Origin of the sequence: Pandoraea morbifera (assembly GCF_902459575.1) — a bacterium.
Classification (GTDB): Bacteria; Pseudomonadota; Gammaproteobacteria; order Burkholderiales; family Burkholderiaceae; genus Pandoraea; species Pandoraea morbifera.
Genome location: NZ_CABPSD010000014.1, coordinates 28,160 through 53,009 on the forward strand (window position 1 = coordinate 28,160; position 24,850 = coordinate 53,009).

Annotated in this window: 21 protein-coding genes; 12 read left to right on the plus strand and 9 right to left on the minus strand. The window is 66.8% G+C overall.

The window, feature by feature from the left end:
- Positions 1-16 precede the first annotated feature (16 nt).
- Positions 17-712, plus strand: coding sequence for a CYTH domain-containing protein (locus PMO31116_RS19525; RefSeq protein WP_150568143.1), 696 nt, complete (start codon positions 17-19; stop codon positions 710-712).
- A gap of 69 nt (positions 713-781) precedes the next feature.
- A complete protein-coding gene (locus tag PMO31116_RS19530) occupies positions 782-1,819 on the plus strand; it encodes a uracil-DNA glycosylase (RefSeq protein ID WP_150568144.1) in 1,038 nt (345 codons plus the stop codon).
- Positions 1,820-2,016: 197 nt separating this feature from the next.
- Here PMO31116_RS19530 and PMO31116_RS19535 read toward each other — a convergent pair whose 3' ends face one another.
- Positions 2,017-2,925, minus strand: a complete 909-nt coding sequence (locus PMO31116_RS19535) for a pirin-like C-terminal cupin domain-containing protein (protein ID WP_150568145.1) — start codon at positions 2,923-2,925, stop codon at positions 2,017-2,019.
- Positions 2,926-2,979: 54 nt separating this feature from the next.
- A complete protein-coding gene (locus PMO31116_RS19540; RefSeq protein ID WP_023594017.1) occupies positions 2,980-3,579 on the minus strand; it encodes an FMN-dependent NADH-azoreductase in 600 nt (199 codons plus the stop codon).
- A gap of 267 nt (positions 3,580-3,846) precedes the next feature.
- Here PMO31116_RS19540 and PMO31116_RS19545 point away from each other — a divergent pair, with 267 nt between their 5' ends.
- Complete coding sequence (locus PMO31116_RS19545; RefSeq protein WP_174971494.1) at positions 3,847-4,785, plus strand: LysR family transcriptional regulator; 939 nt, start codon at positions 3,847-3,849, stop codon at positions 4,783-4,785.
- 98 nt (positions 4,786-4,883) lie between these two features.
- On the opposite strand, the gene PMO31116_RS19550 is transcribed toward PMO31116_RS19545, so the two are convergent.
- The 3 genes from PMO31116_RS19550 to PMO31116_RS19560 form a co-directional block, all read right to left on the minus strand.
- On the minus strand, positions 4,884-6,680 hold the full coding sequence (locus PMO31116_RS19550; RefSeq protein ID WP_150568199.1) for a M61 family metallopeptidase: 1,797 nt from the start codon (positions 6,678-6,680) through the stop codon (positions 4,884-4,886).
- Positions 6,681-6,746: 66 nt separating this feature from the next.
- Positions 6,747-7,508 (minus strand): DsbC family protein, encoded by a 762-nt coding sequence (locus PMO31116_RS19555; protein WP_145864613.1) that lies wholly within the window; start codon positions 7,506-7,508, stop codon positions 6,747-6,749.
- 77 nt (positions 7,509-7,585) lie between these two features.
- Positions 7,586-8,773 (minus strand): UbiH/UbiF family hydroxylase, encoded by a 1,188-nt coding sequence (locus PMO31116_RS19560; RefSeq protein WP_063599518.1) that lies wholly within the window; start codon positions 8,771-8,773, stop codon positions 7,586-7,588.
- Positions 8,774-8,960: 187 nt separating this feature from the next.
- Between PMO31116_RS19560 and ypfJ the strand changes: the two genes are divergently transcribed.
- Both ypfJ and ychF read left to right on the plus strand, forming a co-directional pair.
- Positions 8,961-9,830 carry a KPN_02809 family neutral zinc metallopeptidase gene (gene ypfJ / locus PMO31116_RS19565; protein WP_150568147.1) on the plus strand — a complete coding sequence of 290 codons (870 nt, stop codon included), beginning with the start codon at positions 8,961-8,963 and terminating at the stop codon, positions 9,828-9,830.
- Positions 9,831-9,967: 137 nt separating this feature from the next.
- The gene (ychF, locus tag PMO31116_RS19570) at positions 9,968-11,062 is read left to right on the plus strand and encodes a redox-regulated ATPase YchF (protein WP_023872420.1); all 1,095 of its coding nucleotides are present in this window, start codon (positions 9,968-9,970) and stop codon (positions 11,060-11,062) included.
- A gap of 111 nt (positions 11,063-11,173) precedes the next feature.
- Here the strand turns inward: ychF and PMO31116_RS19575 are convergent, their stop codons facing one another.
- A complete protein-coding gene (locus tag PMO31116_RS19575) occupies positions 11,174-11,830 on the minus strand; it encodes a GntR family transcriptional regulator (protein ID WP_174971499.1) in 657 nt (218 codons plus the stop codon).
- 69 nt (positions 11,831-11,899) lie between these two features.
- Here PMO31116_RS19575 and PMO31116_RS19580 point away from each other — a divergent pair, with 69 nt between their 5' ends.
- From PMO31116_RS19580 to PMO31116_RS19595, 4 genes are all read left to right on the plus strand, one after another.
- Positions 11,900-13,357, plus strand: a complete 1,458-nt coding sequence (locus tag PMO31116_RS19580; protein WP_150568149.1) for an SLC13 family permease — start codon at positions 11,900-11,902, stop codon at positions 13,355-13,357.
- 401 nt (positions 13,358-13,758) lie between these two features.
- On the plus strand, positions 13,759-15,072 hold the full coding sequence (locus tag PMO31116_RS19585; protein WP_150568150.1) for a glycosyltransferase family 87 protein: 1,314 nt from the start codon (positions 13,759-13,761) through the stop codon (positions 15,070-15,072).
- The gene (locus PMO31116_RS19590) at positions 15,069-16,226 is read left to right on the plus strand and encodes a glycosyltransferase family 2 protein (RefSeq protein WP_246185392.1); all 1,158 of its coding nucleotides are present in this window, start codon (positions 15,069-15,071) and stop codon (positions 16,224-16,226) included. The genes PMO31116_RS19585 and PMO31116_RS19590 overlap by 4 nt, the downstream gene beginning before the upstream one ends.
- A 273-nt stretch (positions 16,227-16,499) precedes the next feature.
- Positions 16,500-18,941: a penicillin acylase family protein gene (locus PMO31116_RS19595; RefSeq protein ID WP_150568151.1), complete on the plus strand. Its 2,442-nt coding sequence runs from the start codon at positions 16,500-16,502 to the stop codon at positions 18,939-18,941.
- A 44-nt stretch (positions 18,942-18,985) separates the two neighbouring features.
- Here the strand turns inward: PMO31116_RS19595 and PMO31116_RS19600 are convergent, their stop codons facing one another.
- The 3 genes from PMO31116_RS19600 to PMO31116_RS19610 form a co-directional block, all read right to left on the minus strand.
- Positions 18,986-20,485, minus strand: coding sequence for an MDR family MFS transporter (locus PMO31116_RS19600; protein WP_150568152.1), 1,500 nt, complete (start codon positions 20,483-20,485; stop codon positions 18,986-18,988).
- A 241-nt stretch (positions 20,486-20,726) separates the two neighbouring features.
- Positions 20,727-20,975 (minus strand): GlsB/YeaQ/YmgE family stress response membrane protein, encoded by a 249-nt coding sequence (locus tag PMO31116_RS19605; RefSeq protein ID WP_150568153.1) that lies wholly within the window; start codon positions 20,973-20,975, stop codon positions 20,727-20,729.
- Between the two features lie 22 nt (positions 20,976-20,997).
- On the minus strand, positions 20,998-21,252 hold the full coding sequence (locus tag PMO31116_RS19610) for a GlsB/YeaQ/YmgE family stress response membrane protein (RefSeq protein ID WP_150568154.1): 255 nt from the start codon (positions 21,250-21,252) through the stop codon (positions 20,998-21,000).
- 306 nt (positions 21,253-21,558) lie between these two features.
- On the opposite strand from PMO31116_RS19610, the gene hemA reads away from it, so the two are divergent.
- Genes hemA through prmC form a run of 3 tightly spaced genes read left to right on the plus strand, consistent with a single transcriptional unit; the run spans position 21,559 to position 24,797 of the window.
- Complete coding sequence (hemA, locus tag PMO31116_RS19615; protein WP_150568155.1) at positions 21,559-22,839, plus strand: glutamyl-tRNA reductase; 1,281 nt, start codon at positions 21,559-21,561, stop codon at positions 22,837-22,839.
- A complete protein-coding gene (gene prfA, locus PMO31116_RS19620) occupies positions 22,840-23,922 on the plus strand; it encodes a peptide chain release factor 1 (RefSeq protein ID WP_023594001.1) in 1,083 nt (360 codons plus the stop codon).
- On the plus strand, positions 23,922-24,797 hold the full coding sequence (gene prmC, locus PMO31116_RS19625; protein WP_150568156.1) for a peptide chain release factor N(5)-glutamine methyltransferase: 876 nt from the start codon (positions 23,922-23,924) through the stop codon (positions 24,795-24,797). The genes prfA and prmC overlap by 1 nt, the downstream gene beginning before the upstream one ends.
- Positions 24,798-24,850 lie beyond the last annotated feature (53 nt).

Genomic DNA, 24,850 nt, shown 5'->3' on the forward strand with positions numbered 1-24,850 from the left:
TGCGGAGCGCACACCGATGGCCATCGAACGCGAACTCAAACTCGCGCTGCCGGGCGACCTGCCCGCCGCGCGCGCCAACGCGCTGATCGAACACCTCGACCGCCTGCCAGGCGCCGAGGCGCGCGGCGAGCGTCATCTCGTCAATCGATACTTCGACACGCCCTCGCTCGCGCTCGCGCACGCCAAGGCAGCCCTGCGGCTGCGCTACGTGGCGCGCGACGGCCATGCCGGCCAGTGGCTGCAGACGCTCAAGTCCGTGGGCGAAGCCCGCGACGGTCTGCACGTGCGCCACGAGTGGGAACTGCCGGTCAAGGGCGAGGCACTCGAACTCGCCGCGTTGATCGCCGCGTGCGATGTGCAGCAGACCGTCGAGCTGCTGCGCTCGGAAGGCGCGAACGTCGTGGCGCAGTTCGAGACGAATTTCGTGCGCCGCCTGTGGCGCTACATTGCCGGTGACGGCACGGCCGTGGAAATTGCGTTCGACCAGGGCGAGGTCGCGGTGGCGATCGACGGCACCCGGCATACGGAACCGCTCGTCGAAGTGGAACTCGAACTGCTCGACGCCCCGGACGACGACCGCGAAGGCCAGGGCGCGCGCATTCTGCACGCCCTCGCGGCCGACCTGCGCGCAGCGCTTCCGGAGTTGCGCAGCGACAACGTGAGCAAGGCGCAGCGCGGTTATCGGCTACGTCAACAGGTACTCGGCCACTGAACGCCGACACGCGCGGCGCCCGGTGCTTGCCGGACCGCGCCGCTTCTTGAACTTTCCAGACACGCATCGATGGCATCACGCTCCCGCGCGACCTCTCCGGCAAAGTCCGACGCACGACAACGTTCGCTCTTCGACGAGCCGCTTCCGGAAACCTCGGGTGCGCCGGACGCTTCCGGCGCTGCCCCCACCGCCATCACAGGCGGTACGGGCATGACGGAAGCGACGCACCCCGCATCGACCGCTGCGCGGCCGCTGGCCGAAGTGAGCACCGCCCCGACGGTGCGTCGTCGCGGTCGTCCGCCGAAGTCGGATGCGGCAGCCCCCCGGGTGGCGAAGCCGGCGGCAGCGCGCGCCGCGACGCCAGGCAGCCATCCCGAGGCCGCCGGACCGCTCAAGGGGCGCGTCGAGGACCAGTTCGACGCCCTGCCGCGCGACTGGAAGACGCTGGTCGCGCCGTTTGTGCAAAGCGACGCCTATGCTCCCCTGTGCCGGTTCGTGGACGCGGAAGTCGCAGCGGGCAAGACCGTGTATCCCGCCGACATCTTTCACGCGTTGCGCATGACATCGCCCGGCGACGTGAAGGTGGTGATCCTGGGTCAGGACCCGTATCACGGCGACGATCACGGCATTGCCCAGGCGCACGGCATGGCGTTTTCCGTGCAACGCGGCGTGCGCGTACCGCCGTCGCTACGGAACATGTACAAGGAAATCGAGCGGGATCTCGGCATCGCGCCCCCATCGCACGGCAATCTCGACGCGTGGGCGAAACAAGGCGTGCTGCTGCTCAACACGACCCTCACGGTGGAAGCGGGCCATGCGGCCAGTCACGCGAAGCCGTTCAAGACCGGCGGCTGGCAGGCCTGCACCGACACGCTGCTGAGCGGACTCGCCGCGCAACCGGGGCCGCTCGTCGTCATGCTCTGGGGCAGTCACGCGCAGGCCAAGGCGCCGCTGCTCGCCGGACACGGCCACCTGCTGCTCGAGGCACCGCACCCGTCGCCGCTTTCGGCGCACCGGGGTTTTCTCGGTTGCGGCCATTTCAGCGCCGCCAACGCCTTCCTCGAACAACACGGCAAGGCGCCCATCGACTGGCGCCTGCCTGCCTGACGCTGCCTGCCCCCCTGCCCGCCCCCTGCCTGCCCTCGCGCCGGCAGGTGCCCGGCACCTGTCGCCGCGATGTCGGTCGTGCCGGACGCACCGACGCCTGGCATCGAGACGCGAAATCGAGCGCTCCGAGGTGATTCGAAGCGAGGCGATGTGATTCGATTGGCGGGGGAAACCGGCCGCGATGCCGGGAGCTTTGCTTATGCGAGCGTTTCGGCAAGTGGCGCCAGGACGCCCATCGCGCCCTGCTGATAGCGGCGGGTCAGCTCGACCAGATCGCTTTCGTCGCGCGCGGCGAAGTTGCCGCGATACACCACGGGCTCGTCGAGCGGCTCGCCGCCGACAAGTACCAGGCGTGCGCCGCCTCGGCCCGCCAGTTGCCACGCGCCCGGCGGCAGCCGCATCGCCTGCGCACCTGCGCCTTCGGCGCGCAGTGCATGCCCGGCCAGGGCGGCATCGCCCTGCACGATCAATGCCACCCATCGACGCCCGTCGCACGGAATCTCCAGCGTGCGCAGCGCGTCGGCGCGCCAGTCGAATTGCAGCAGCGTCGTGCGCTCGCCCTCGGCTCGCGCCACGCTGTGCTCACCCCACTGGCCGCAGACCAACGTCAGCTCGACGTCGCCCTCGCGCCAGTGCGGCATGGCCTCCCTGCGCACCACCGATTGTGCGGGCGCGCCCTGGGCATGGCGTCCGGCACGGTTGACGATCATTCGCACGCCGCGCACGGCGGCGCGCGTGTCGCCGGGCAACTCCTCGTGTACCGTGCCGCAGTTCGCTTCGAGCCAAAGCATGTCGCCGGGACGCAGCGTGTCGTCGCCGCCGTGTGCGTGTCGGCATCGCAGCGAGGTTTCAGTATCGGGAAAAAGATAAGTCGCCACCACGCATCCGGCATGCGGATGCGGCGGAATGCATGCGCCGTGGCGGCGAAAGATGTCGATCGACAGCAACGGATCCGTCTCGTCGACCTGATCGAAAACACCCGTCCCCGCAGCCGCGGCACAACGGCCGGGACGGGAGACGGGAAGCACGCGCGCCATGGCACTCGCGCCGGCATGGGCGGCCGGGCGCCGGGTCTGACGCGGATGCAGGGGCGTCGGATGGGCCATTGGGGGCCTGCGCGTGCGGGTGAAGCGGTAGCCGAAGCCTTGAGCGCTGCGCGATTACAGTGCGGCGATGGCTTCGCGGGCGCCCTTGAAGGCGGCAGCGGCCGATTCCGGACCGCGTGCCAGGCCTTCGGCGAAGATGAACGTCACGTCCGTCATGCCGAGGAAGCCGAGAATCGTCTTGAGATACGGCGTCTGGCTGTCGGCCGGCGTGTCCTTGTAGTTGCCGCCGCGCGCGAACGCCACGATCACCTTCTTGCCCTGGATCAGGCCTTCCACGCTGCCGTCTTCGCGGTAGCGGAACGTCACGCGGGCACGGGCGATCCAGTCGAAGTACGACTTGAGTTGCGTCGGCACCTGGAAGTTGTACAGCGGCACGCCGAACACCACGTAGTCGGCAGCCTGAATTTCCGCGATCAGTTCGTCGCTGCGGGCGATGATGGCCTTCTGCTCTGCCGAGCGCTGCTCTTCCGGCGTGAAGAACGCACCGATCACGGCTTCGTCGAGGTGCGGCACGCCATCCGAGAGCAGGTCACGCACGACGACGTTGGCGCCGGGGTGCTTGGCGACCAGTTGTGCCACCGTTTCGTTGGCGAGGGTGGTCGAGTTCGCGCCTTGCGAACGGGCGGCGGAATTGATCTGGAGAATCGTGGTCATGTCACTGGCTCCTGAGCCTGGGGTGTAAGAGGATCCGTCCGCGCCGGCTCCCCGCTTCGGGGTGACCGTGAATTGCACGTCGGCTTGGGATGAATTCTAGTTACCCCCAAAAATGAAACAAGCCGGTAAAATCGAATTGTTTGTTCCCATTTTGGAACAATGACCTCAAGGCTCGAATCCGGGCCGCGTTGTCCCATCCTTCACTTGTTCACGCCCCTGTCATGCCGCATGCGGCGACGGGTCGACCGCGTCACCGAGGAGCGCGCGATGATTGACGATCTGAATGACATGCTGATCTTCGCGGAGGTCGTGCGCTCGGGCAGCATCACGCGGGCGGGCGAACGGCTCGATCTGCCGAAGGCCACCGTGAGCCGCCGCCTGTCGCGGCTCGAGGCGCGCCTTGGCACGAAGCTCCTGCACAAGACGACGCGACGGCTCGAACTGACGGAAGTCGGCGAAGCGTACTACGAGCGCTGCCTGCCGATACTGGAGGAGGTGGAAGAGACGCGCGACTTTGCGTCGCAATTGTCGAGCAAGCCGCGCGGGCGACTGCGCATCACCGCGCCGGCCGACTTCGCGGCGCAGTGGCTTGCGGTGCCGCTCGCCACCTTTTGCGCGGCCTATCCCGAAATTACGGTCGACATCGACCTGAGTTCGCGGCAAGTCGATCTGATCGCCGAACGCGTCGACGTAGCGATTCGTGCCGGGCAACTCTCCGACTCGACCCTCGTGGCGCGCCCGCTGCTCATGCTCACCCGCAGCCTGTACGCGAGCCCGCTGTATCTGAGCGCCACCGGGTTGCCTGCCACGCCGGACGAACTGGCGGGCCATCGGTTCGTCATCCTGCAGGGCTCACGGCGCCTGTTCACCTCCGACACCCTGCACAAGGGTCGCCAGCGCGTGGATATCACGATGCAGGGCGCGATTCAGGTCAACAGCATGGGAATGGTCAAGGAGATGGCGCTTGCCGGCAGCGGCATTGCCGCGCTGACCGACATACTGGCCGAAGACGCGCTGCGCACCGGACGACTGGTGAAAGTCCTGCCGGAATGGTCTCTGCCGGAAAGCCCGGTGAATCTGGTCACGCCGTCGCGGCGCTTCCTGCCGCGCAAGACACAGGCCTTCATCGAGCACATGCTGGCCGTGGCGCGGAGCTGCCCGGAAGAGAATCGCGACCCGGCGGTGCCGGGTCCGCTCACCGCCTGAGCCTGCTTGCGTCGGAGCACCGGAACCGGACGGGCGGAGTCCGATCGACGGCCATCAGACTCCCGGGGCGCCCCCGGCGCGCAGCGGCGCTCGGGTGCTCAGGCCGACAACCACTTCTCGCGACGCTGCGCTGCGGCGCGATCTCGCGTCTCGGTCATGCGGTACTGCGTGATCTCGGGGGCGTCGAGCGTGAGGGCGGTTTCGCGCAATTCATCGCGGCGGAACGCATGGACGGTGACCCGGTCGCCGGCGCGGTAGCGCTCGAGCAGCTTGTCGAGATTGCCTGTCGTCACGCGCAGGCCATCGATTGCCACGAGCACGTCGCCGGCCGACAGTCCCGCCGCCTGCGCGGCGCCGCCATCGAGCACCTGCGAGAGCGTGAGATCGTCGCCGCGCCGGGTCGTCTTCGCGCCAAGCGAGGGACGGCCGTTCTCGGGTGTTACCGGTTCGAGCGAGAGGCCCATGCGCTCGAGCAACGCGGGCAGCGGCAGATCGCGGGTGCCGTGAATCGCCGTGGCGAAGAAGTCCGACAGGTCGAGGCCGGAGACTTCCTCGAACAGCGGCTGCACGGCAGCCTCGTCAATGCCCACCGGTGCGCCTCGATAGAAATCACGCCCGTATCGTTGCCATAGTGCGCGCATGATGTCGTCGAGCGACTTCTGGCCGCGCGTTTGCGAGCGGATGGTCAGGTCCAGCGCCAGCGCCACGAGCGAGCCCTTGGTGTAGTAGCTCACGATGGCGTTCGGCGCGTTTTCGTCCTGACGGTAATACTTCGTCCAGGCGTCGAACGAACTCTCGGCCACCGTCTGCTTCAGGCGGCCGCTGCCGCGCAGCACGCTCGCGACCGTCTTCGAAACGAGCTCGTAATAGGCCGGGGGGGCGATCACACCGCTGCGCACGAGCATCAGGTCGTCGTAATACGACGTGAAGCCTTCGAAGAGCCATAGCAAGCGCGTGTAATTCTCCTGATCGAGCGTGTATGGCGCGAACGCCGCCGGCTTGATTCGCTTGACGTTCCACGTGTGGAAATACTCGTGGCTCACCAGGCCGAGGAAGCCGCGGTACGCGTCGCTCATGCGCGCCTGGCCCTGCACCGGCAGGTCGTTGCGGCTGGCGAGCAGCGCGGTCGATGCCCGGTGCTCCAGACCGCCGTAGCCGTCGCCCACTGTCATGAGCAGAAAGACGTAGCGCGACATCGGCACGCGCGAGCGCGAACTGGCACCTGGCTCGAACAATCGGATCTGCGACTCGCAGATCTTCTTCATGTCTCGCAGCAGGCGCTCGAGATCGAGATTCGGCACAGGTCCGGTGATCGCCACTTCGTGCGTCACGCCGCACGCCTTGAAGGTGCCGTGCACGAACGTGCCCATCTCGACCGGGGAGTCGATCAGCTCGTCGTAGTCGACGGCGAGATAACGGCCGAAGTCGAGCGCTGCCGTGCCCTCGGCGGGGGCGAGCGCGGTGGCCACGCGCCACGACTTGAATGCCGCGCCGCGCGGGCGCAGCACGTCGACTTCGCACGGCGCGTGTTCCTGCCCTTCCACGCGCAGGAACACGCTCGTGCCGTTGAAGAAGCCGTGGGTGTCGTCGAGATGCGCGGCACGCACCGACAGGTCCCAGGCGTACACCTCATACGTCACGATCAGCGTGCCCTTGCAGGGCGCGGCCTGCCAGGTGTGCTTGTCGAGCTTGTCGAGCGCGACCTTGCGGCCCCGGCAAGTCGCGCCGATCGTCACGATGTTGCGGGCGAACTCGCGCACCATGTAGCTGCCGGGAATCCATGCGGGCAGCATGAAACGCTGTCCGTCGGGGGCCGGGTTCGACACCGTGACGGTCACTTCGAACAGGTGGGCGGCGGGCGACTTCGGAACGATCGCATACCGAACGGCGGGCAAAACGGGTGTGGCGGTCATGACGTGGCGGCTTCTTGTTGTCGTGAGGTCGGGCGTACGGTGGCCGGGTTACTTGACCGTGGCGAGCGCCTTTTCCAGTTCTTCGGCGGGCACGGCCCCCGGCAGGCGGCGGCCGTCGGCCAGGATGATCGTGGGGGTGCCCGTCACGTTGTACTGGTGGCCGAGCGCCACGTTCTGCCTCACCGGTGCGTCGTCGCACTTGGCCGTGGCCGCGGGCGGTGCCTTCTTGTCGAGCATCCAGTCGTGCCAGGCCTTGACCGGATCCGCCGCGCACCAGATCGCCTTCGACTTGGCGTCCGAGTCCGGGCCGAGCACCGGGTAGAGGAAGGTATAGACGGTGACGTTGTCGATCTTCGACGACTTGAGCGTCTCTTCGAAGCGCTTGCAATACGGGCAGTTCGGGTCGGAGAACACCGCGATCTTGCGGCTGCCGTTGCCCTTCACGTACTTGAATGCGCGATCGAACGGCAGCTTGGCGAAATCGACCTTGTTGAGTTCCGACTGACGCGCTTCGGTCAGGTTCTGGCGCGTTTTCGTGTCGACGAGGTTGCCGCCGAGAATGACGTATTGGGCCTTCTCGTCGGCGTAGAGAATCTCGCCGCCGATCGACACTTCGTAGAGTCCGGGGATGGGCGTGCGCGCCACTGACTTGATCGGCGCGTCGGCGCCGAGCGTCTTCTGTACCGCGGCCTTGACGCGGTCGAGCGATGCGTCGGCCTTGTTTTGCGCGAAGGCGGACGTCGTGAGTGTCGCGGCGCAAAGTGCCGTCAGACCGAACGCGAGCGCCGCGGCGCGAGTACGTTGCAACATCGAAAATCTCCAGAAGTATGGCTAGCGGGAAGCGCGAGCGGCCAATGCCGAACGCGCGCCCGGAGGGTCATGCCGGGTCAGCCCAGTGCGCGGCCGATCAGGAATTTCTTGACGAAAGGCAGCATGTTCACGCCGTCGAGTCCGGCATTGCGAACGAACTTCGCAAGCGGGCTGCGCGTGGAGAACAGCTTGTGCAGGCCGTCGGTGGTGAGCGCCATGCTGCCGATGTCTTCCTTGCGGGCGCGCTCGTAGCGGCGCAGCACCGCCGCGTCGCCGCAATCCCGGAACGACTCGCGCGCGGCGACGGCGTCGCCAAGCGCCGCCACGTCGCGCAGGCCGAGATTCATCCCCTGTCCGGCGAGCGGGTGCACCACGTGCGCCGCATCGCCGACCAGTGCCACGCGCGCGGCGATCAGGCGCCTGGCCTGCGCGAGCACGAGCGGAAAACCCTGGGCGCGCGCTGAGACCGGCGCAAGACGCCCGAGTTCACCGCTCGAGAACGTGTCGACGCGCGCCGCGAGCGCTTTGGGATCGAGCGCAAGCAGGTGGTTGGCGTGCTCGTCGGCGGCCGACCAGACCAGCGAGACATGTTGATCGGGCAGCGGCAGCAGCGCGATGATCTCGCCGTCGTGGAACCATTGGAACGCGGTGTCGCGATGCGGGCGTTCCGCGCGGAAATTGCACACCACGCCGAGTTGCTCGTAGCGGTGCACCGAGCCGTCGAGACCGGCGGTGCGGCGCACCCACGAATGGGCGCCGTCGGCGCCGACCACGAGGGCGGCGCGCAAGGTCTTGCCATCGGACAGGCGCACGGAGGCCGCGGCGGCATCGACTTCCAGCGCATCGGCGCGGGCGTCGAGCCACTGGACCTGCGGCGAGAAGCGCAGGGCGGCGTCGAGGGCGCGTTCGAGATTCGACGATTCGGCGATCCAGGCCAGTTGCGGCACGGCGGCCTGGTAGGCGGAGAAGTGCAGGCTGCCACGCTCGTCGCCGAAGACTTCCATGTCGTAGACGGGGTTCACGCGCGCCGGATCGACGGCTTGCCAGACCCGCATGCGCTCGAAGAGGGCTTGCGAGCTCGACGAGAGCGAGTAGATGCGTGCGTCCCACATGTCGCCCCCGGCGGTGGCGGGAGCGGCCGGCTGGGCGAGCAGCGCGACGGACAGGCGAGCCTGCGAGAGCAGCAAGGCGGCGGCCTTGCCGACCAGACCGCCACCGACGACGACGACGTCGTGCGTTTGGCTGGAGGTTTGCGTTTGGGACATGCGGCGAATGCAGCGCCAGCGCATCGATCGCGCGAGCCGGCTGGGTTCAGAAAACGAGATGGCGTATTGTCGCACGCCTGCCGTGCGAGCGATGCCCGGGTGGCGCGTGGCGACCGGGACACAACGTCGCACGTCATTTCGCGGCGCTATACTGGCGCGCATAGTGAATATCGAAAGGGAGTCTGCCATGCGCCTCGACAACGAATCCGAGAGCCAGAATGTCGAAGATCGCCGGGGCGGCGGCTTTGGGGGGCGCACCACCATCGGCATCGGCACCCTCGTGGTGGCATTGGCCGCGTCGTACTTCTTCGGCATCGATCCGAGGGTGATCATCCAGGGTTCGCAGATGATCCAGGGGCAGACGCAGTCGCAGCCCCCATCGAACCCGAACGCGGCGCCGGCCAACGATCCGAAGACCGTCTTCACGCGCAAGGTCCTTGGCAACATCGAGCGCACGTGGACGACCGTATTCCCGCAGCAGGTCGAGCGTCAGTACGTGGCGCCGAAACTGGTGCTTTTCTCCGGGGCGACGCCGACCGCCTGCGGGACCGGCCAGACGGCGATGGGGCCGTTCTACTGTCCGGGCGACCGCAAGGTGTACATCGATCTGGCGTTTTACGACGAATTGCGTCAGCGCTTCGGGGCGGGCGGCGACTTCGCGCAGGCGTATGTCATCGCGCATGAGGTCGGCCACCACATCCAGAATCTGTTGGGGATTTCGGACAAGTTCGACGAATTGCGCCGCCGCATGAGCGAGACGCAGGCCAATGCGTTGTCGGTGCGTCTGGAGTTGCAGGCGGACTGTCTGGCGGGCGTGTGGGCGAACAACGCGGCCAGGGCGAACCAGCAATTGCTGGAGCCGGGCGATATCGAGCAGGGCCTGAAGGCGGCGGCGGCCATTGGCGACGACCGGTTGCAGCAGCAATCGCAGGGCCGGGTGGTGCCGGAATCGTTCACGCACGGCACGAGCGCGCAGCGCGTGTACTGGCTGCGTCAGGGCCTGCAGTCGGGCGACATGCACAAGTGCGACACGTTCTCGGCCAAGCAATTGAGCTGACGGCGCCGAGGGGGTGAAGCGGGTGGCGTTGACGGCAGAACGGGTACAATAGCGGACTTTCCGCGACGCAATGACGGCGCGATCACAGGGACTCCCGCCGGCGCATTCGACGCCGCTTCGGACACACAGGATTTAGCATGAGCCTCAAATGCGGCATCGTCGGCTTGCCCAACGTCGGCAAATCGACCCTTTTCAACGCGTTGACCAAGGCGGGCATCGCCGCCGAGAACTACCCGTTCTGCACTATCGAGCCGAACGTCGGCGTGGTGGAGGTGCCCGACCCGCGACTGGGCAAGCTTGCCGAGATCGTCAAGCCCGAGCGCATTCTGCCTGCCACGGTGGAGTTCGTGGACATCGCCGGTCTGGTGGCGGGTGCGTCCAAGGGTGAGGGCCTGGGCAACCAGTTCCTCGCGAACATCCGCGAGACGGACGCCATCACGCACGTGGTGCGCTGCTTCGAGGACGAGAACGTCATTCACGTGGCCGGCAAGGTGAATCCGATCTCCGACATCGAGGTCATCAATACCGAACTGGCACTGGCCGACCTGGGCACGGTCGAAAAGGCGCTGCAGCGCTATACGAAGGCGGCGAAGTCGGGCAACGACAAGGAAGCGGCGAAGTTGGTGGCGGTGCTCGAGAAGGTGGTGCCGGTGCTCAACGAGGCGCGTCCGGTGCGCTCGCTCAAGCTGTCCGACGACGAGCTGGCGCTGATCAAGCCGTTCTGCCTGATCACGGCCAAGCCGACGATGTATGTCGCCAACGTCAAGGACGACGGCTTCGAGAACAACCCGCACCTGGACGCCGTGCGTCAGTATGCGCAGGCCGAGAACGCACCGGTGGTAGCGGTGTGCGCGGCCATCGAAGCGGAAATCGCGGACATGGATGACGCCGACAAGGCGGAGTTCCTGGCGGACATGGGCATGGACGAGCCGGGTCTGGATCGCGTGATCCGTGCGGGCTTCAAGCTGCTGGGCCTGCAGACGTACTTCACGGCTGGCGTGAAGGAAGTGCGCGCCTGGACGATCCACGTGGGCGACACGGCGCCCCAGGCCGCCGGCGTGATTCACACCGACTTCGAGCGCGGCTTCATCCGCGCGCAGACCATCGCGTTCGACGACTACATCCAGTACAAGGGAGAACAAGGCGCGAAGGAAGCCGGCAAGATGCGCGCCGAAGGCAAGGAATACGTCGTGCACGACGGCGACGTGATGAATTTCCTGTTTAACGTCTGATCAACGTCCGAGCCCGTTCCAACCTCAGGAAAAGCCCGCCTCGCGCGGGCTTTTTCTTTGTTCGCAGGACGCTCTGCGGAGCGGCACGACTCGGTTCGACATCCGGCGAATTCACCGCGCCCATTCCTCCCGAATGATCTGCGCGATGCGCTCGCCGGTCTGGCGGTTGTGCCGCTCCACCAGCGCGACGGCGCCGGCATCGTCGCCGGTCTCGCACAGATGCAGCAGCGTCCGGTGTTCGGCATGCGAGCGTTCGGCGTTACCCGCGGCGCGCCATGAGAGAAACAGATAGCGGCCGAGATTGAGACGCGCCGTCGCCACCGCGCGCTGGAAGAACGGCCGGTCCGCCTTCGCGTAGAGCATCGCGTGAAACGCCGCGTTTCGCGCCACGATGTCCGCCAGATCCGTCGCCGCTTCCAGGGCGTCGAGCGCCGCCGATGCCCGAGCGATATCCGCTCGCGACAGATTTGGCATGGCCAAGGCCATCAAACGGCCCTCGAGCACCGCGCGGAAATCCGCCAGCTCCAACGCATCGGCCTCCGTCAACGCCGTCACCACCGTGCCCCGATTGACCCGGCTCGTCGCCAGACCGTCGGCCGCCAGCATCGTCAACGCCTCGCGCACCGGCACGTGACTCACCCCCAGTGATGCCGCCAGATGGTCCTGGCGCAATGCCTCGCCCGGCTTCAATTCCCCACGTCCAATTTGCTCTCGCAGGGCCTCATACGCGCGCTCGACCGCCGTTCCCGTGCCCGCTGACTGACGCATCGTTCGCCTCATCCGTTAACAATATATAATTAATTAAAATTATATATTATTTGATGACAGGTGACACCCATGCCTCCGGTCAGCGCCTCCTCGACCTCTCCGGCGTCGGCAACGCCCTCGGCCTCGCCCGGCGACGCCTTCTCCCGACGCTACCTCTGGCGCCACGCGCTGCTCCCCACGATGGCGGGCGTTGCCGGCATCGCGCTGTACGCCGCCGGCCTGCGCGGCGACAGGCTCGCTGTCGCCATCGTCGTTCTGCCCTGCCTGAGCTACTGGGCCACCGGATGGCTGCCGGATTTCCTCGTCTCCCTCCTCCTCATGTTCCTGCTCGCGACCTGCACGTCGTTCGGCGCGAACGTCGCGTTCTCCGGCTTCTCGTCCAGCGCGTTCTGGCTCGTCTTCAGTGGCGCCGTCATCGGCATGGCGCTCGGCACGACCGGCCTGGGCGAGCGCATCGCGGCACGTCTGGCCGACCACTGCGGCCACGCCTATGGCGCCGCGCTGGCCGGCTTCGTGACGATCGCCTTTCTTCTCGGCATCGTCATGCCGTCGACACTGGGGCGCATCGCCATCCTTACCCCCATCGTGCTCAGCTTCTGCGAACGCGTCGGGCTCACAAGCGCACGGCCCGGGCGCATCGGACTCCTACTCGCCACGGCGCTGGCCAGTTGCGAACTGACGAGCGCCGTACTTCCCGCCAACCTTCCCAATCTCGTGATGGCAGGCACCGCCGAGACCGTGCTCGGGTGGTGCCTGAGCTACGGCGAATATGCGCTCGCGCTCATCCCCGCGCTCGCGGTGATGCGCGGCGTCGTGCTGATCCTCGTCGCCTTGTTCCTCTTCCCGGATCGCCTGACGTCCCCCCGCAGCGACGGAACCGGCGAAACTGCCGCCGCGCCCACGGTCATGAGCCCCGGCGAGTGGCGACTACTCGCCGCCCTGTCGGCCATGCTGTGTCTGTGGCTGACGGAGCCGTGGCACCACATCGCCGCCGGCTGGGTCGGCCTGGGCATCGCGCTGCTGTGCCTCGGCCCGCTGAGGCTGGTGAATCCCGACGCATTCCTCCGGCAGGTCAAACTCGCCCCGCTGTGGTTCGTCGCCGCCGTTATCGGCCTGACCGCCGCCGTCGACCAGGCCGGACTGGCCAACGCATTGCGTCCCGCACTCATCCGCCTCGATCTTGCACAGATGTCGAGCTCGGCGGCGTACCTGGTCCTCGTCGCCCTGTCGATTTCGCTCACGTTTCTCGTCACGTCCAACGCCGCGCCGGCACTCTACACGCCACTGGTTCCCACCCTCGCCGCAGGCGCGCCGCTTGGCATGAAGGCGGTTCTGCTCACACAGGCCGTCGGCTTTTCCACTATCGCCCTGCCGTATCAGGCGCCGCCGCTGGTGCTCGCCATGGCGCTCGCGGGCATCGGCGTTCGCGACGCCACCCGATTCTGCGTCGCCACCGCCCTCCTCTCGCTTGTCACCGTGGTGCCGCTGAACGCACTCTGGTGGCACACCATCGGACTCGCCCCCTAGCGACACGCGGCACAAGACCCACCAGCCTTTTCCCGTCCTGAGCGCCGCGCCACGCTCGCGGCACATTGCGCCCCGGCATGCCTTGAATTTCCAGTTCAAACGCCGGTTTGCCACACCATGGACCGGAACCCGCGCATCTTCCCCCAGGCCATAACGGTTTGGAGGCCGTCTCGTCTAATATGAAAGTCAGGCGGGGCGCCAGCCCCACGCATTCGCGTCTTCGGGCGGTGCACTCGCCGGGTGCACCGGCCCGCTCGCCACACCGGGAATGTCCGGCTTGAGAAAACCGCTCCCATCCCGCGACAATCGTTGCAACCCGACGCACAACGCGTCGCATCGCTACCGGCGCAGTCATCGTTGTCGAACATCGTCATTTCATGCAGCCCAGGGGAGGTTCTTGCATGGCATCGAAGTCGTCGGCCGTCGTTGAACTGACAACGCGCGAACCCCGGCATTGGTCCGACGATCGCGCCCGCATCCGCCTCTATAGCGGCGCGGCGGTATTCATCGCGCTCGTCGTACTCGGCGCCTGGGCCTATCGACGCTACGCCGTCTCACCACCGACGATCGGCCCCATTGGCCTCGACTTCCTGCCGTTCTGGGGTGCCTCCCATTTCGTGCTGCAAGGCCACGCGCTCGACGCCTACAACATCGACGTCATGTTCCGAGCCCAACTGGCCGCGGAGCCATGGGCGAGCCAGATGGGCGGCGTCATGCCGTGGCTGTACCCGCCCGTAATGATGATCCTGCTCGCGCCCGTCGCGCTCCTGCCCTTCACCTACGCGTACGCTGTCTATGCCGCCGTCGGCTTCGCGCTCTATTACGCCGCCCTGCGACGTACCGCACCATGGCGCGACGCCCGCCTGGCGATCGTCGGCTTCCCCGGCGTGCTGCTCGTGATCGTCGCCGGCCAGATCGCGCTGTACACCACCGCTCTGGCGGGCTTCTCGCTGGCGCTGCTGCGCAAGCGGCCGGTCTGGGCGGGCGTGCTGGCCGGGCTGCTTTTCGTCAAGCCACACATTGCGATCCTGTTTCCGCTGGCGTTTCTGTGTGCCCGCGCGTGGCGCGCGCTGGCCTCGTGCGTCGCAACGGTGCTCGCCACCACGGTGCTCGCCGCCGTCGTGTTCGGGCCCGAGGTGTACCCGACCTTCCTGCATGCCACGACCTTCGCGCGACAGAGCATCGTGGACGGCACCGCGCAGATCGCCCGCGTGCCAACGATCTTCGTGATGATGAAGATGCTCGGCGCGCCGCTCGTGGTGTCCGCCGTCGTGCATGGGATCGTCGCCCTGGTCGCCGTGGCGGTCATGATCGCTTTCTGGCGCCGCCCAACCGCTTTTGCGCTTCGCGCCGCCACGCTCATGTGCGCAACCACGCTCGTGAGCCCCTATCTGTACGACTACGATCTCGCGATCCTTGCGCTGGTCGTCGCGTGGTACGTGCGCGACGGCCTTTCGCGCGGCTGGCTGCGCGGCGAGCGCGAGTGGCTCGTCGTGCTATGGCTCACGCCCTGGTTCGGACTGTTCGGCGTGCTGCACATCGGCTTCCAGTTCATGCCGCTCATCCCGCTGCTCACGCTGGCGATGCTGTGGCGCCGTCGCCGCTGCCTCTCGCACGTGCCCGACGGTTCCGATACGTCCAACGCCCGCGACGCCCGGCCGGCCATCGTCGCCTGTCACCGGCCGTCCGGCGCCCCCGCGTACACGAGGTCATGACCATGCCGCACGCCGCCGACCGTACCGAACACCGTTCCCCGCCGACATTGCCACGCTCGCCGACATCCCCGGCCGCGTCCCGCACGCCGCTCGTCTCGCTCGTCGTGCCCTGCCACAACGAGGCCCCCGCGCTCGGCGCGTTCCATCGGGCCGTGTCGCATGTCATCGACCACCTGCCAGGCGTACGTTTCGAAATCGTGTGCGTCAACGACGGCAGCACCGACGACACCCTGACCGAACTGCTGGCCATGCGCCGTGCGGACCCGCGCATCCGCGTCATCGACTTCACCCGCAACTTCGGCAAGGAAGCCGCGTTGAGCGCAGGGATCGACGAAGCGCGCGGCGATGCCGTCATTCCCATCGACGCCGACCTTCAGGACCCGCCGGCGCTCATCCCGGTGATGATCGAGCGCTGGCGCAACGGCGCCGATGTGGTCCTGGCCAAGCGCACCAACCGGGCAAGCGACAGCCTCGCCAAGCGCCTGGCCGCCGGTCTTTACTACCGCGTACACAATCGCCTGTCGGAAGTGAAGCTGCCTGAGAACGTGGGCGATTTCCGCCTGATGGATCGCCGCGTGATCACGGCGCTAAAACGCCTTCCCGAACGCCGCCGCTTCATGAAAGGACTGTTCGCCTGGGTCGGCTATCACACGGACATCGTGGAATACACGCGTGATCCCCGCGCGGCCGGGGTATCCAAATTCTCCGGCTGGCGGCTGTGGAATTTCGCGCTCGAAGGCATCACCAGTTTCAGCACCGTGCCACTGCGATGCTGGACCTACATCGGCGTCTCGCTCGCCCTGCTTTCGCTCGCGTATGGCAGCTACATCGTGGTGCGCACGCTCGTTCACGGCATCGACGTGCCCGGCTACGCCTCGCTGCTCGTCGGCATCCTGTTCCTCGGCGGCATCCAGCTCGTGGGAATCGGCGTGATCGGCGAATATGTCGGACGCATCTACTACGAATCGAAGGGCCGCCCGTTGTATCTGGTGCGACGCCGCTATCAATCGAGCGTGAAGATCAGCCATCTGCCGTCACAGGCCCCACTGCACGACGCCGGCGAGCGGACGGCATCGCCGAGGAAGGCGCTGCGCGCGCACGCTGGCGTCGGCAAACCGATCACCTCTCGTACGCGCGGGTTCATCGTCCGCTGACTCGCCGGGTCGCGCCGGACCGCCTCGCATAGCGCCTTCGATCGCATACGTCCCCGCGCGCATCGGCAACGTCCCCCTCCGCCCTTCCCCCGGTTCGCCTGCCGACACCAACACCCGACCGGGCCCGCCCCGCCGATGCCGCACCCCGGAATTACAAAGATATTAAGAAAATTGTTCCATTCCCCGGAATAGGTCTTGCATGCCTGCACGATGCGTCTAGGATTGTGTTGTACTCCGCAATAACAATACCCGCCGGACAACAGGAGGAAGACAATGCAACGCCTCAACGCCACCCACGCCGCGAGCGTGCTCGCCCTGGCCATCACGACGTGGAGCGCGTCCGCGCACGCCGACACCGCAAACGGCACGCCACCGCCCTCGCAAACGCTTACGGTCGCCGGTCTGTTGCAGCCGGCCGACATCCTGATCGACCATAACGGCGTACCTCACATCTTCGCCGCCAACGAGCGTGACGGCTTCTTCGTACAGGGCTTCAACGCCGCGCGCGACCGGCTGTTCCAGATCGACCTGTGGCGACGTCGCGGTCTTGGCCAGTTGTCCGAAGTTTTCGGACGCGCATACGTGGCGCAGGACGACGCCGCGCGTCGCTTCATCTATCGCGGAGACATGGCCACCGAATGGCGCCGCTACGGACCCGACGCGAAACCCGCGGCCGAAGCGTTCGCAGCCGGGGTGAACGCCTACATCGACTGGCTCGCCGCGCACCCCGACCAGATGCCGTATGAGTTCCGCAAGGTCGGCTACTGGCCGGCGAAGTGGACGGCCGAGGACATCGTGCGCATCCGGAGTCACGGCCTCACGCGCAACCTCAAGAGCGAAGTGGCGCGCGCGAAGGTCGTCTGCAAGGCGTCGCTGGACGCCGACGGCGTGCGCGTCGGCCTGCAACCCGCATGGAAGACACAGGTCCCCGACGGGCTCGATCCGTGCCTTCCCGACGATCTGCTCAAGGTCTTCGAACTGGCCACCCAGGGCGTGAAGATCACGAAGGACTCGCTGCAGCGCGCCGACGCCGACGTGGTGCAGCTCGCCGAGAATGGACCTTACGACGTATCGACCGAATCGGCCGAGGGCAGCAACAACTGGGTGGTCTCGCCGCAAAAGTCGTCGACGGGCCGCGCGATCATGGCCAACGACCCGCACCGCGCTTATGCCGCGCCGAGCCTGCGCTACATCGTGCAGGTGAGCACGCCCACGCTCGATCTGATCGGGGCCGGGGAGCCGGCCATCCCCGGCGTGGCGATCGGGCACAACGGCACCATCGCCTTCGGCCTCACGATCTTCAACATCGATCAGGAGGACCTGTACGTCTATGACCTGAATCCGACCAACCCCGACCAGTATCGCTACCGTGGCAAGTGGGTGCCGATGCGCACCGTGCACGAAACGATCCCGGTACGCGACGGCACCCCGGTACAGACGGACCTGAAGTTCACGAAGCACGGGCCGGTGATCCATGTCGACGCGGCCCGGCATCGGGCGTACGCCGTTCGCACCGCCTGGCTCGAACCGGGCATGTCGCCGTACTTCGACGCCATGCGCTACATGCGCGCGAAGACCTATGCCCAGTTCCAGACGGCGCTCGACACCTGGGGCGCGCCAACGGTCAACCAGGTCTACGCCGACGCCGCGGGCAACATCGGCTGGGTGCCGAGCGGCATGGCGCCGATTCGGCCAAACTGGGATGGCCTGATGCCCGTGCCCGGCGACGGGCGCTACGAATGGGCCGGCTTCTGGCGACGCGATCAACTGCCTTCGGCGTACAACCCGTCGAGCGGCTACTTCACCACGTCCAACGAGATGAACATGCCGCCCGGCTATCCGTACGCCGAACGCAAGCTCGGGTTCGAGTGGACCAACGGCTCGCGGCACGCGCGCATCGACGAAGTGCTCAGGGCGAAGGACAAAGTGTCGCTCGAAGATTCTGAGCGGCTGCAGAACGACATCGTGTCGATTCCGGCGCGGCGTCTCGTGGCCCTGCTCGCCCCACTGTCGAGCGACGACCCGAACACGGCCGCCGCGCTGAAGCTGCTCAAGGGGTGGGATGCGCATATGGGTGCGGATTCGGCACAGGCCGCGCTGGAAGAGGTCTGGTTCAGCCGCCATCTCGGGCGCGCGTACAAGAACGCCGTGCTGCCCCGGACCGCCGCCGAGAGCTTCGGCGCTCCCGATCCGGCCGCCATGCTCGACGCCCTCGAACAGCCGGCCGCGCGCTTCGGCGCGAACGCCGACGCCAAACGCAACGCCGTGCTGCTCTCGAGCCTGGGCGACGCATGGACCGAAATGGTGAAGCTCCAGGGCGCCGATCCGGGAGCATGGCGATGGGGCAAGCTTCAGACGAATCTGAACGCCCACCCCTTGGCCGACGCCGTGGACGCCGACATGCGCGCCAGGCTCAATGTCGGCCCGCTTCCGAAGGGCGGAAGCCCATTCACGCCGAACCAGTCGACGTACCGCGTGGGCGACTTCCGCCAGACCAACGGCCCCTCGTTCCGGATCGTGGTCGATGTGGGCAACTGGGACAACACCCGTGCAATGAACCTGCCGGGGGAATCGGGCAACCCGGACAGCCCGCACTATCGCGACCTCGCGCAGAGGTGGCTCGACGGCGAGTATTTCAAGTTGCCGTATTCGCGTGCGGCGGTCGAGGCCGCCACCGAGTCGCGCCTGCATCTGGTGCCCGAGGCGTCGCGCTGAGACGGTGACGCGGTAACGCGTCGGCCGTTCGCGCCGCGAGCCGGTCAATGTCCGCCGGGCACGAACTCCGGCTTGTCGCGCTTGATGTCGCGCGAGCGGTCGACGGCGTTGGTCGGCACCAGCAGCAGCAACAGCACCACGCCGATCGAAATCGCCAGCATCGACAGGAACGTGAGGTGCAGGGAGTGATGCAGCACGGCGCGGATCGCCTGATCGGCCACCGTCGCCACGCCTCGGTCTTCGAGCACGTGGCGCAATTGGTCCGACGTCACCGGCGCCAGCCCGTCCGAACGGGTCAGCCCGAAATTGAGTACGGCGCCGAAGAGCGTCGCGCCCAGGGTGCTGCCCAGATTGCGCGAGAAGATGTTCGACGCCGTGGCGCTGCCGCGCTGCGACGGGTCGACCAGCTCCTGAATCAGCACGAGCGCGCTCACGCTGCCGGTGCCCATCGAAAAACCCATCAGCAGCGAACCGAAGCCGGCGAGCAACGGCGAACTGCTCGGCCCGAGCAACGCAAAGACGAGCCCCCCCACAGGCATGAGCAGACTGCCGCCCACCAGAATGCGGCGCAGGCCGAACCGCGTGAACGTCTTGGCCGCCACGGTCGAGCCGATCGGCCAGCCGACCATGATCATGGTGAGCGCCATGCCGGCCACGACCGGCGTCTGGCGCAATACGCCCTGGGCGTACATCGGCAGAAATGTCGTCAGACCCATGAGTACCATGCCCGACAGCAGCGTCGCGGCATTGGCCGCCGCGATCGGACGCCGGCTCCATAGCGCGAAGGAAATCATCGGGTCCCGGGCGCGTCGCTCCTGCCACACGAACAGCAGCGAGGCGATCAGGCACACGAGCACGCCGGCCCACACATGCGTGTCGGTGAACGCATTCGCATCGGTGAGTGCAATCATGAGCCCCGCCACCGCCACGGTGAAAAGCCCGGCGCCGAGTACGTCGATACTCGGACGCTGCCGCGGCGCATCCTCATGCAGGTGCAGGACGAAGCCCAGCGCCGCGAGCAGGCCGATGGGGATGTTGATCCAGAAGATCCACGCCCACGACAGGTCGCGGATGATGAGACCGCCGAGCATCGGGCCGAGCACCGCCGAAATGGCCCACACGCTCGCGAGGTAACCCTGCACCTTGCCGCGCTCGCTGATCGGGTAGTAGTCGGCAATGATGGTCAGGCTGACCGGCTGGATACAGGCCGCGCCCACGCCCTGCAACAGGCGAAAGGCGATCATGGCCGGCATGGACCACGCCAGCCCGCCACCGACCGACGCCATCAGGAAGATGGCGATGCCCACGAGAATCACGGGTTTGCGGCCGTACAGATCGGCCAGCTTGCCGAACACCACGGTCATGGCCGTCTGCGCGAGCAGGAACGCGGAGAAGACCCAGCTGTAGAGATTCAGGCCGCCGAGCTGGGCGACGATTTGCGGCATGGCCGTCGAGATGATCGTGGCTTCGATGGCAACCATGGAAGTCGCCGCCATGACGGAAGCCACGATGAATGGCCGCACGGAATTGCGAGTCGCAGACATGTGATTCTTGATTTTGGGGGATCGGGCGTACCAGCTTGCGAGGAGCGCCGCCACCCCCTGGCCGGGCGTGGCAGCCACGCCGGAGGACGGAAGACGGGGATCGAACGTGGCGGCGACGCCGCACGCGTAGTCAAGACGTCAAGACAACAGGGCCCAGGCGATGCCGTCAAGCATAGCCGAATGCAGGAAAACGCGTGGGGCACGCCCAGAGACGTCCCGAATTCCGATAGCCGGGTGCGGCTTAACGCCGCACGGGTCGCACCAGCCGCAACAGGGCGAGCAGGACGATCGCGCCGATCGTCGCCGTGATGATCCGCCCGAGCGTGCCGTATCCCACCGCAATCCCCAGATGCCGCAACAACCAGCCGCCGACGAACGCCCCGATCACGCCGACGACGATGTCGCCCACGAGACCGAGTCCGCCCCCGACCACCAGCCCCGCCAGCCAGCCGGCGACCAACCCCACGAGCAGGAGCACGAGAATATCCATGATCGGTCCGGCGGCGCGAACGTCAGGCCGTACGGCCGCGCTTGATGGCGCCGTAGATCACGAGCAGCACGATCGCGCCGATGATCGATGCGATCCAGCCGGCCGCCTGGCCTTCGGTGTAGATGTGGAGAAACTGCCCGACATACTTGGCGAGCAGCGCGCCCGCTATGCCGAGGATGATGGTCATGATGATGCCCATGCTGTCCCGCCCGGGATGCAGGGCGCGTGCAATGAGGCCAACGATCAGACCGACGACGATAGTGCCGATAATGCCCATGACGTGACTCCAATGACGGGAACCCGAACGCAGTATATCCCCGAATCCCAAACGTGCGCCGAGGTTTCGGCAGGGGTGTCGCGGCGCCTCGACGCATCGTCCAGGCCACTGATATATCAGACTTTTCCGCGGCATCGGGCGGACGCACCGATGCCGCTATGCCCGGTATAAGTGGCGCCTATTTGTCAAAACCGGGCGTCTGCGCGATGATGGGTTACGCTGATCCAGTGCGCGGCGTACGGGGTGCGAACGAAACGGGCATCGCGTCGACGCGCTATAATCAGGGGCTATCGGATCCCCCACACCATGCAACTGCTCGCTCTCGGCCTGAACCACCACACGGCGCCCGTCTCGCTGCGCGAACGGGTGGCGTTTCCGTTCGAGCGGATCGAGCCGGCGTTGGCGGGGCTCAAGAGCCTGTGGACCGGTCGGTCGAATGCCGCCGAGGCAGCCATTTTGTCCACGTGCAACCGCACCGAGATCTACTGCGTGACCGACGATACGGCCGCGCGGGAGCGCGCGGTGCACTGGCTCTCGCAGTTTCACAACATTCCCGCCAGCGACCTCGCCCCCCATCTGTACGCCCTCCCCCAGTCCGACGCGGTGCGTCACGCGTTTCGCGTGGCGAGCGGCCTCGATTCGATGGTGCTCGGCGAGACACAGATTCTCGGCCAGTTGAAGGACGCCGTGCGCACGGCGGCCGAGGCAGGTGCACTCGGCACGTATCTGAACCAGCTTTTCCAGCGCACGTTCGCGGTGGCCAAGGAAGTTCGCGGCCAGACCGAGATCGGCGCGCATTCGGTGTCGATGGCCGCGGCGGCGGTGCGGCTGGCCCAGCGCATTTTCGAGAGCATCAGTACACAGAAGGTGCTTTTCATCGGCGCGGGCGAGATGATCGACCTGTGCGCGACGCACTTTGCCGCACAGAATCCGAAGGCGCTCTACATCGCCAACCGGACGGCCGAACGCGGTGAGAAGCTGGCCGAGCGCCTGGGCGGCACGGCGATCCGACTTTCGGAATTGCCGCAGCGCCTGCATGAATTCGATATCGTCGTGTCGTGTACGGCGAGCACGCTGCCGCTCATCGGTCTGGGGGCCGTGGAGCGCGCGATCAAGGCCCGCAAGCACAAGCCGATGTTCATGGTCGATCTCGCCGTGCCGCGCGACATCGAGCCGGAAGTCGGCCGTCTGACCGACGTCTTCCTGTACACCGTCGACGATCTCGGCGCAGTGGTGCGCGAAGGCAATGCGCTGCGTCAGGCCGCCGTGGCGCAAGCCGAGGCGATCATCGAGACGCGCGTGCAGAACTTCATGCAATGGCTCGACGCGCGCAGCGTCGTGCCGGTCATCCGCGACATCCACGGCAGCGCCGAGGCCATGCGGGTGGCCGAACTCGAGCGCGCGCAGCGCATGCTCGCGCGTGGCGACGATCCTGCCGCCGTGCTCGAAGCCCTGTCCCAGTCCCTCACCCGGAAGTTCCTGCACGGCCCGACGCACGCGCTCAATACGGCGCGCGGCGAGTCGCGCGAGCAAATCATCCACCTCATTCCCGAACTGTTTCGCACCTCGGGATCCGCCGACAAATAGATGAAAGCGAGCATGCAAGCCAAGCTCGACCAGTTGACGCAACGTCTGGTCGAGCTTGATGGCCTATTGAGCCAGGGCGACGTTACCCGCGATCTGGACAACTACCGCAAGCTCACGCGCGAGCACGCCGAGCTCGCGCCAGTGGTGGAGCAATACCAGCACTACCGCCAGGCAACCAACGACGTGGCGGCTGCGCAGGAAATGGCACTCGACCCGGAGATGCGCGAATTCGCGGAAGATGAAGCCGCGAATGCCCGCGCGCGCATGGAGACGCTGGAAGGCACGTTGCAACGCATGCTGCTGCCGCGCGATCCCAACGACGACCGCAACATCTTCCTCGAAATCCGCGCCGGTACCGGCGGCGACGAGTCTGCCCTCTTCGCGGGCGACCTCCTTCGCATGTACACGCGCTACGCCGAGCGCCAGCGCTGGCAGGTCGAGATCATGTCGGCCAGCGAATCGGACCTGGGCGGTTACAAGGAAGTGATCGTGCGCATCATCGGCCAGGGCGCTTACTCCCGACTGAAGTTCGAGTCGGGCGGGCACCGTGTGCAGCGCGTACCCGCCACCGAGACGCAGGGCCGCATCCACACCTCCGCGTGCACGGTCGCCGTGATGCCGGAGGCGGACGATGTCGCCGATGTCGAGATCAACCCGGCCGATATCCGCATCGACACCTTCCGCGCGTCGGGTGCGGGCGGCCAGCACGTCAACAAGACCGATTCGGCGGTGCGTATCACGCACATGCCCACGGGCATCGTGGTCGAGTGCCAGGACGATCGCTCCCAGCACCGCAACAAGGACAAGGCGCTCAAGGTGCTTGCCGCGCGCATCAAGGACGCCCAGATGCGCGCCCAGCAGGCCAAGGAAGCCGCCACCCGCAAGAGCCTGATCGGCTCGGGCGACCGCTCCGAGCGCATTCGCACGTACAACTTCCCCCAGGGCCGGATGACGGACCACCGTATCAACCTCACGCTCTACAAGCTCGAGTACATCATGGATGGCGATCTCGACGAGATGATCAACGCCCTCGTGACCGAGCACCAGGCCGAGTTGCTGGCGTCGCTGGGCGAGGCGGCGTGATGTCGCAAGGCGCGTCCGACACCGCCAGGGAAACGGCCAGCACGTCGCCGCCGGCGACCGTCGCGCAACTGCTGCGAGAGCCGGGACTGCCGCCGTCGGAGTCGCGCATTCTGCTCTCGCACGTACTTGGATGGAGTCGCACGCAACTCATCACCCGCGACCGCGAACCGCTCTCCCCGCAGACGGTTGCCGTCTACCGTGGGCTCCACGCGCGCCGCGCGGCGGGCGAGCCCATTGCGTATCTGACAGGCACGCGTGAATTCTTCGGACTGACGCTCTCGGTCAGCCCGTCGGTACTCATTCCCCGGCCCGAGACCGAACTGCTGGTGGAACTGGCGCTCGCGCGACTCGAAGGCCGGCGCTCACCGCGCGTGCTCGACCTGGGCACCGGCAGCGGCGCCATTGCACTGGCCATCGCCCACAGCCGTCCCGACGCCCGGGTGATCGCGCTCGACCGCTCGACCGACGCGCTCGCCGTGGCGCAGGCAAACGCCCGTCGCCTTGGCCTGGACGCCCGGGTACAGTGCTTCGAGAGCGACTGGTACGCCGGCCTGCCGTCGCAAAGCGAACCGTTCGACATCATCGTCTCCAATCCGCCATACATTGTGGCGGGCGACGAACACCTCTCCCAGGGCGACCTGCGGTTCGAACCGGTCGATGCCCTCACCGATCATGCGGACGGCCTCGCCGCGCTGCGCACGATCGTGGCCGGCGCGCCGCCCCGGTTGCTGCCGCAAAGCTGGCTGCTGTGCGAGCATGGCTATCATCAGGCTGCCGACGTGCGCGACCTCTGCATGGCGGCCGGTCTCGTGGACGTCGTCTCCGAGCGCGACCTCGCGGGGATCGAGCGCATCACGGGCGGGCGGCGCGTCTGAGCGCCACCGACGGGCGCGACGGAAAACCGCTAAAATGCCGGATACGCCGACTT

What these genes read in the sequence shown, in the direction of transcription:
- PMO31116_RS19525 (WP_150568143.1), top strand. Translation starts at nt 17, where the DNA reads ATGGCCATCGAACGCGAACTCAAACTCGCGCTGCCGGGCGACCTGCCC.
- PMO31116_RS19530 (WP_150568144.1), top strand. Translation starts at nt 782, where the DNA reads ATGGCATCACGCTCCCGCGCGACCTCTCCGGCAAAGTCCGACGCACGA.
- PMO31116_RS19535 (WP_150568145.1), bottom strand. Translation starts at nt 2,925, where the DNA reads ATGGCCCATCCGACGCCCCTGCATCCGCGTCAGACCCGGCGCCCGGCC.
- PMO31116_RS19540 (WP_023594017.1), bottom strand. Translation starts at nt 3,579, where the DNA reads ATGACCACGATTCTCCAGATCAATTCCGCCGCCCGTTCGCAAGGCGCG.
- PMO31116_RS19545 (WP_174971494.1), top strand. Translation starts at nt 3,847, where the DNA reads ATGATTGACGATCTGAATGACATGCTGATCTTCGCGGAGGTCGTGCGC.
- PMO31116_RS19555 (WP_145864613.1), bottom strand. Translation starts at nt 7,508, where the DNA reads ATGTTGCAACGTACTCGCGCCGCGGCGCTCGCGTTCGGTCTGACGGCA.
- PMO31116_RS19560 (WP_063599518.1), bottom strand. Translation starts at nt 8,773, where the DNA reads ATGTCCCAAACGCAAACCTCCAGCCAAACGCACGACGTCGTCGTCGTC.
- ypfJ (WP_150568147.1), top strand. Translation starts at nt 8,961, where the DNA reads ATGCGCCTCGACAACGAATCCGAGAGCCAGAATGTCGAAGATCGCCGG.
- ychF (WP_023872420.1), top strand. Translation starts at nt 9,968, where the DNA reads ATGAGCCTCAAATGCGGCATCGTCGGCTTGCCCAACGTCGGCAAATCG.
- PMO31116_RS19575 (WP_174971499.1), bottom strand. Translation starts at nt 11,830, where the DNA reads ATGCGTCAGTCAGCGGGCACGGGAACGGCGGTCGAGCGCGCGTATGAG.
- PMO31116_RS19580 (WP_150568149.1), top strand. Translation starts at nt 11,900, where the DNA reads ATGCCTCCGGTCAGCGCCTCCTCGACCTCTCCGGCGTCGGCAACGCCC.
- PMO31116_RS19585 (WP_150568150.1), top strand. Translation starts at nt 13,759, where the DNA reads ATGGCATCGAAGTCGTCGGCCGTCGTTGAACTGACAACGCGCGAACCC.
- PMO31116_RS19590 (WP_246185392.1), top strand. Translation starts at nt 15,069, where the DNA reads ATGACCATGCCGCACGCCGCCGACCGTACCGAACACCGTTCCCCGCCG.
- PMO31116_RS19595 (WP_150568151.1), top strand. Translation starts at nt 16,500, where the DNA reads ATGCAACGCCTCAACGCCACCCACGCCGCGAGCGTGCTCGCCCTGGCC.
- PMO31116_RS19600 (WP_150568152.1), bottom strand. Translation starts at nt 20,485, where the DNA reads ATGTCTGCGACTCGCAATTCCGTGCGGCCATTCATCGTGGCTTCCGTC.
- PMO31116_RS19605 (WP_150568153.1), bottom strand. Translation starts at nt 20,975, where the DNA reads ATGGATATTCTCGTGCTCCTGCTCGTGGGGTTGGTCGCCGGCTGGCTG.
- PMO31116_RS19610 (WP_150568154.1), bottom strand. Translation starts at nt 21,252, where the DNA reads ATGGGCATTATCGGCACTATCGTCGTCGGTCTGATCGTTGGCCTCATT.
- hemA (WP_150568155.1), top strand. Translation starts at nt 21,559, where the DNA reads ATGCAACTGCTCGCTCTCGGCCTGAACCACCACACGGCGCCCGTCTCG.
- prfA (WP_023594001.1), top strand. Translation starts at nt 22,840, where the DNA reads ATGAAAGCGAGCATGCAAGCCAAGCTCGACCAGTTGACGCAACGTCTG.
- prmC (WP_150568156.1), top strand. Translation starts at nt 23,922, where the DNA reads ATGTCGCAAGGCGCGTCCGACACCGCCAGGGAAACGGCCAGCACGTCG.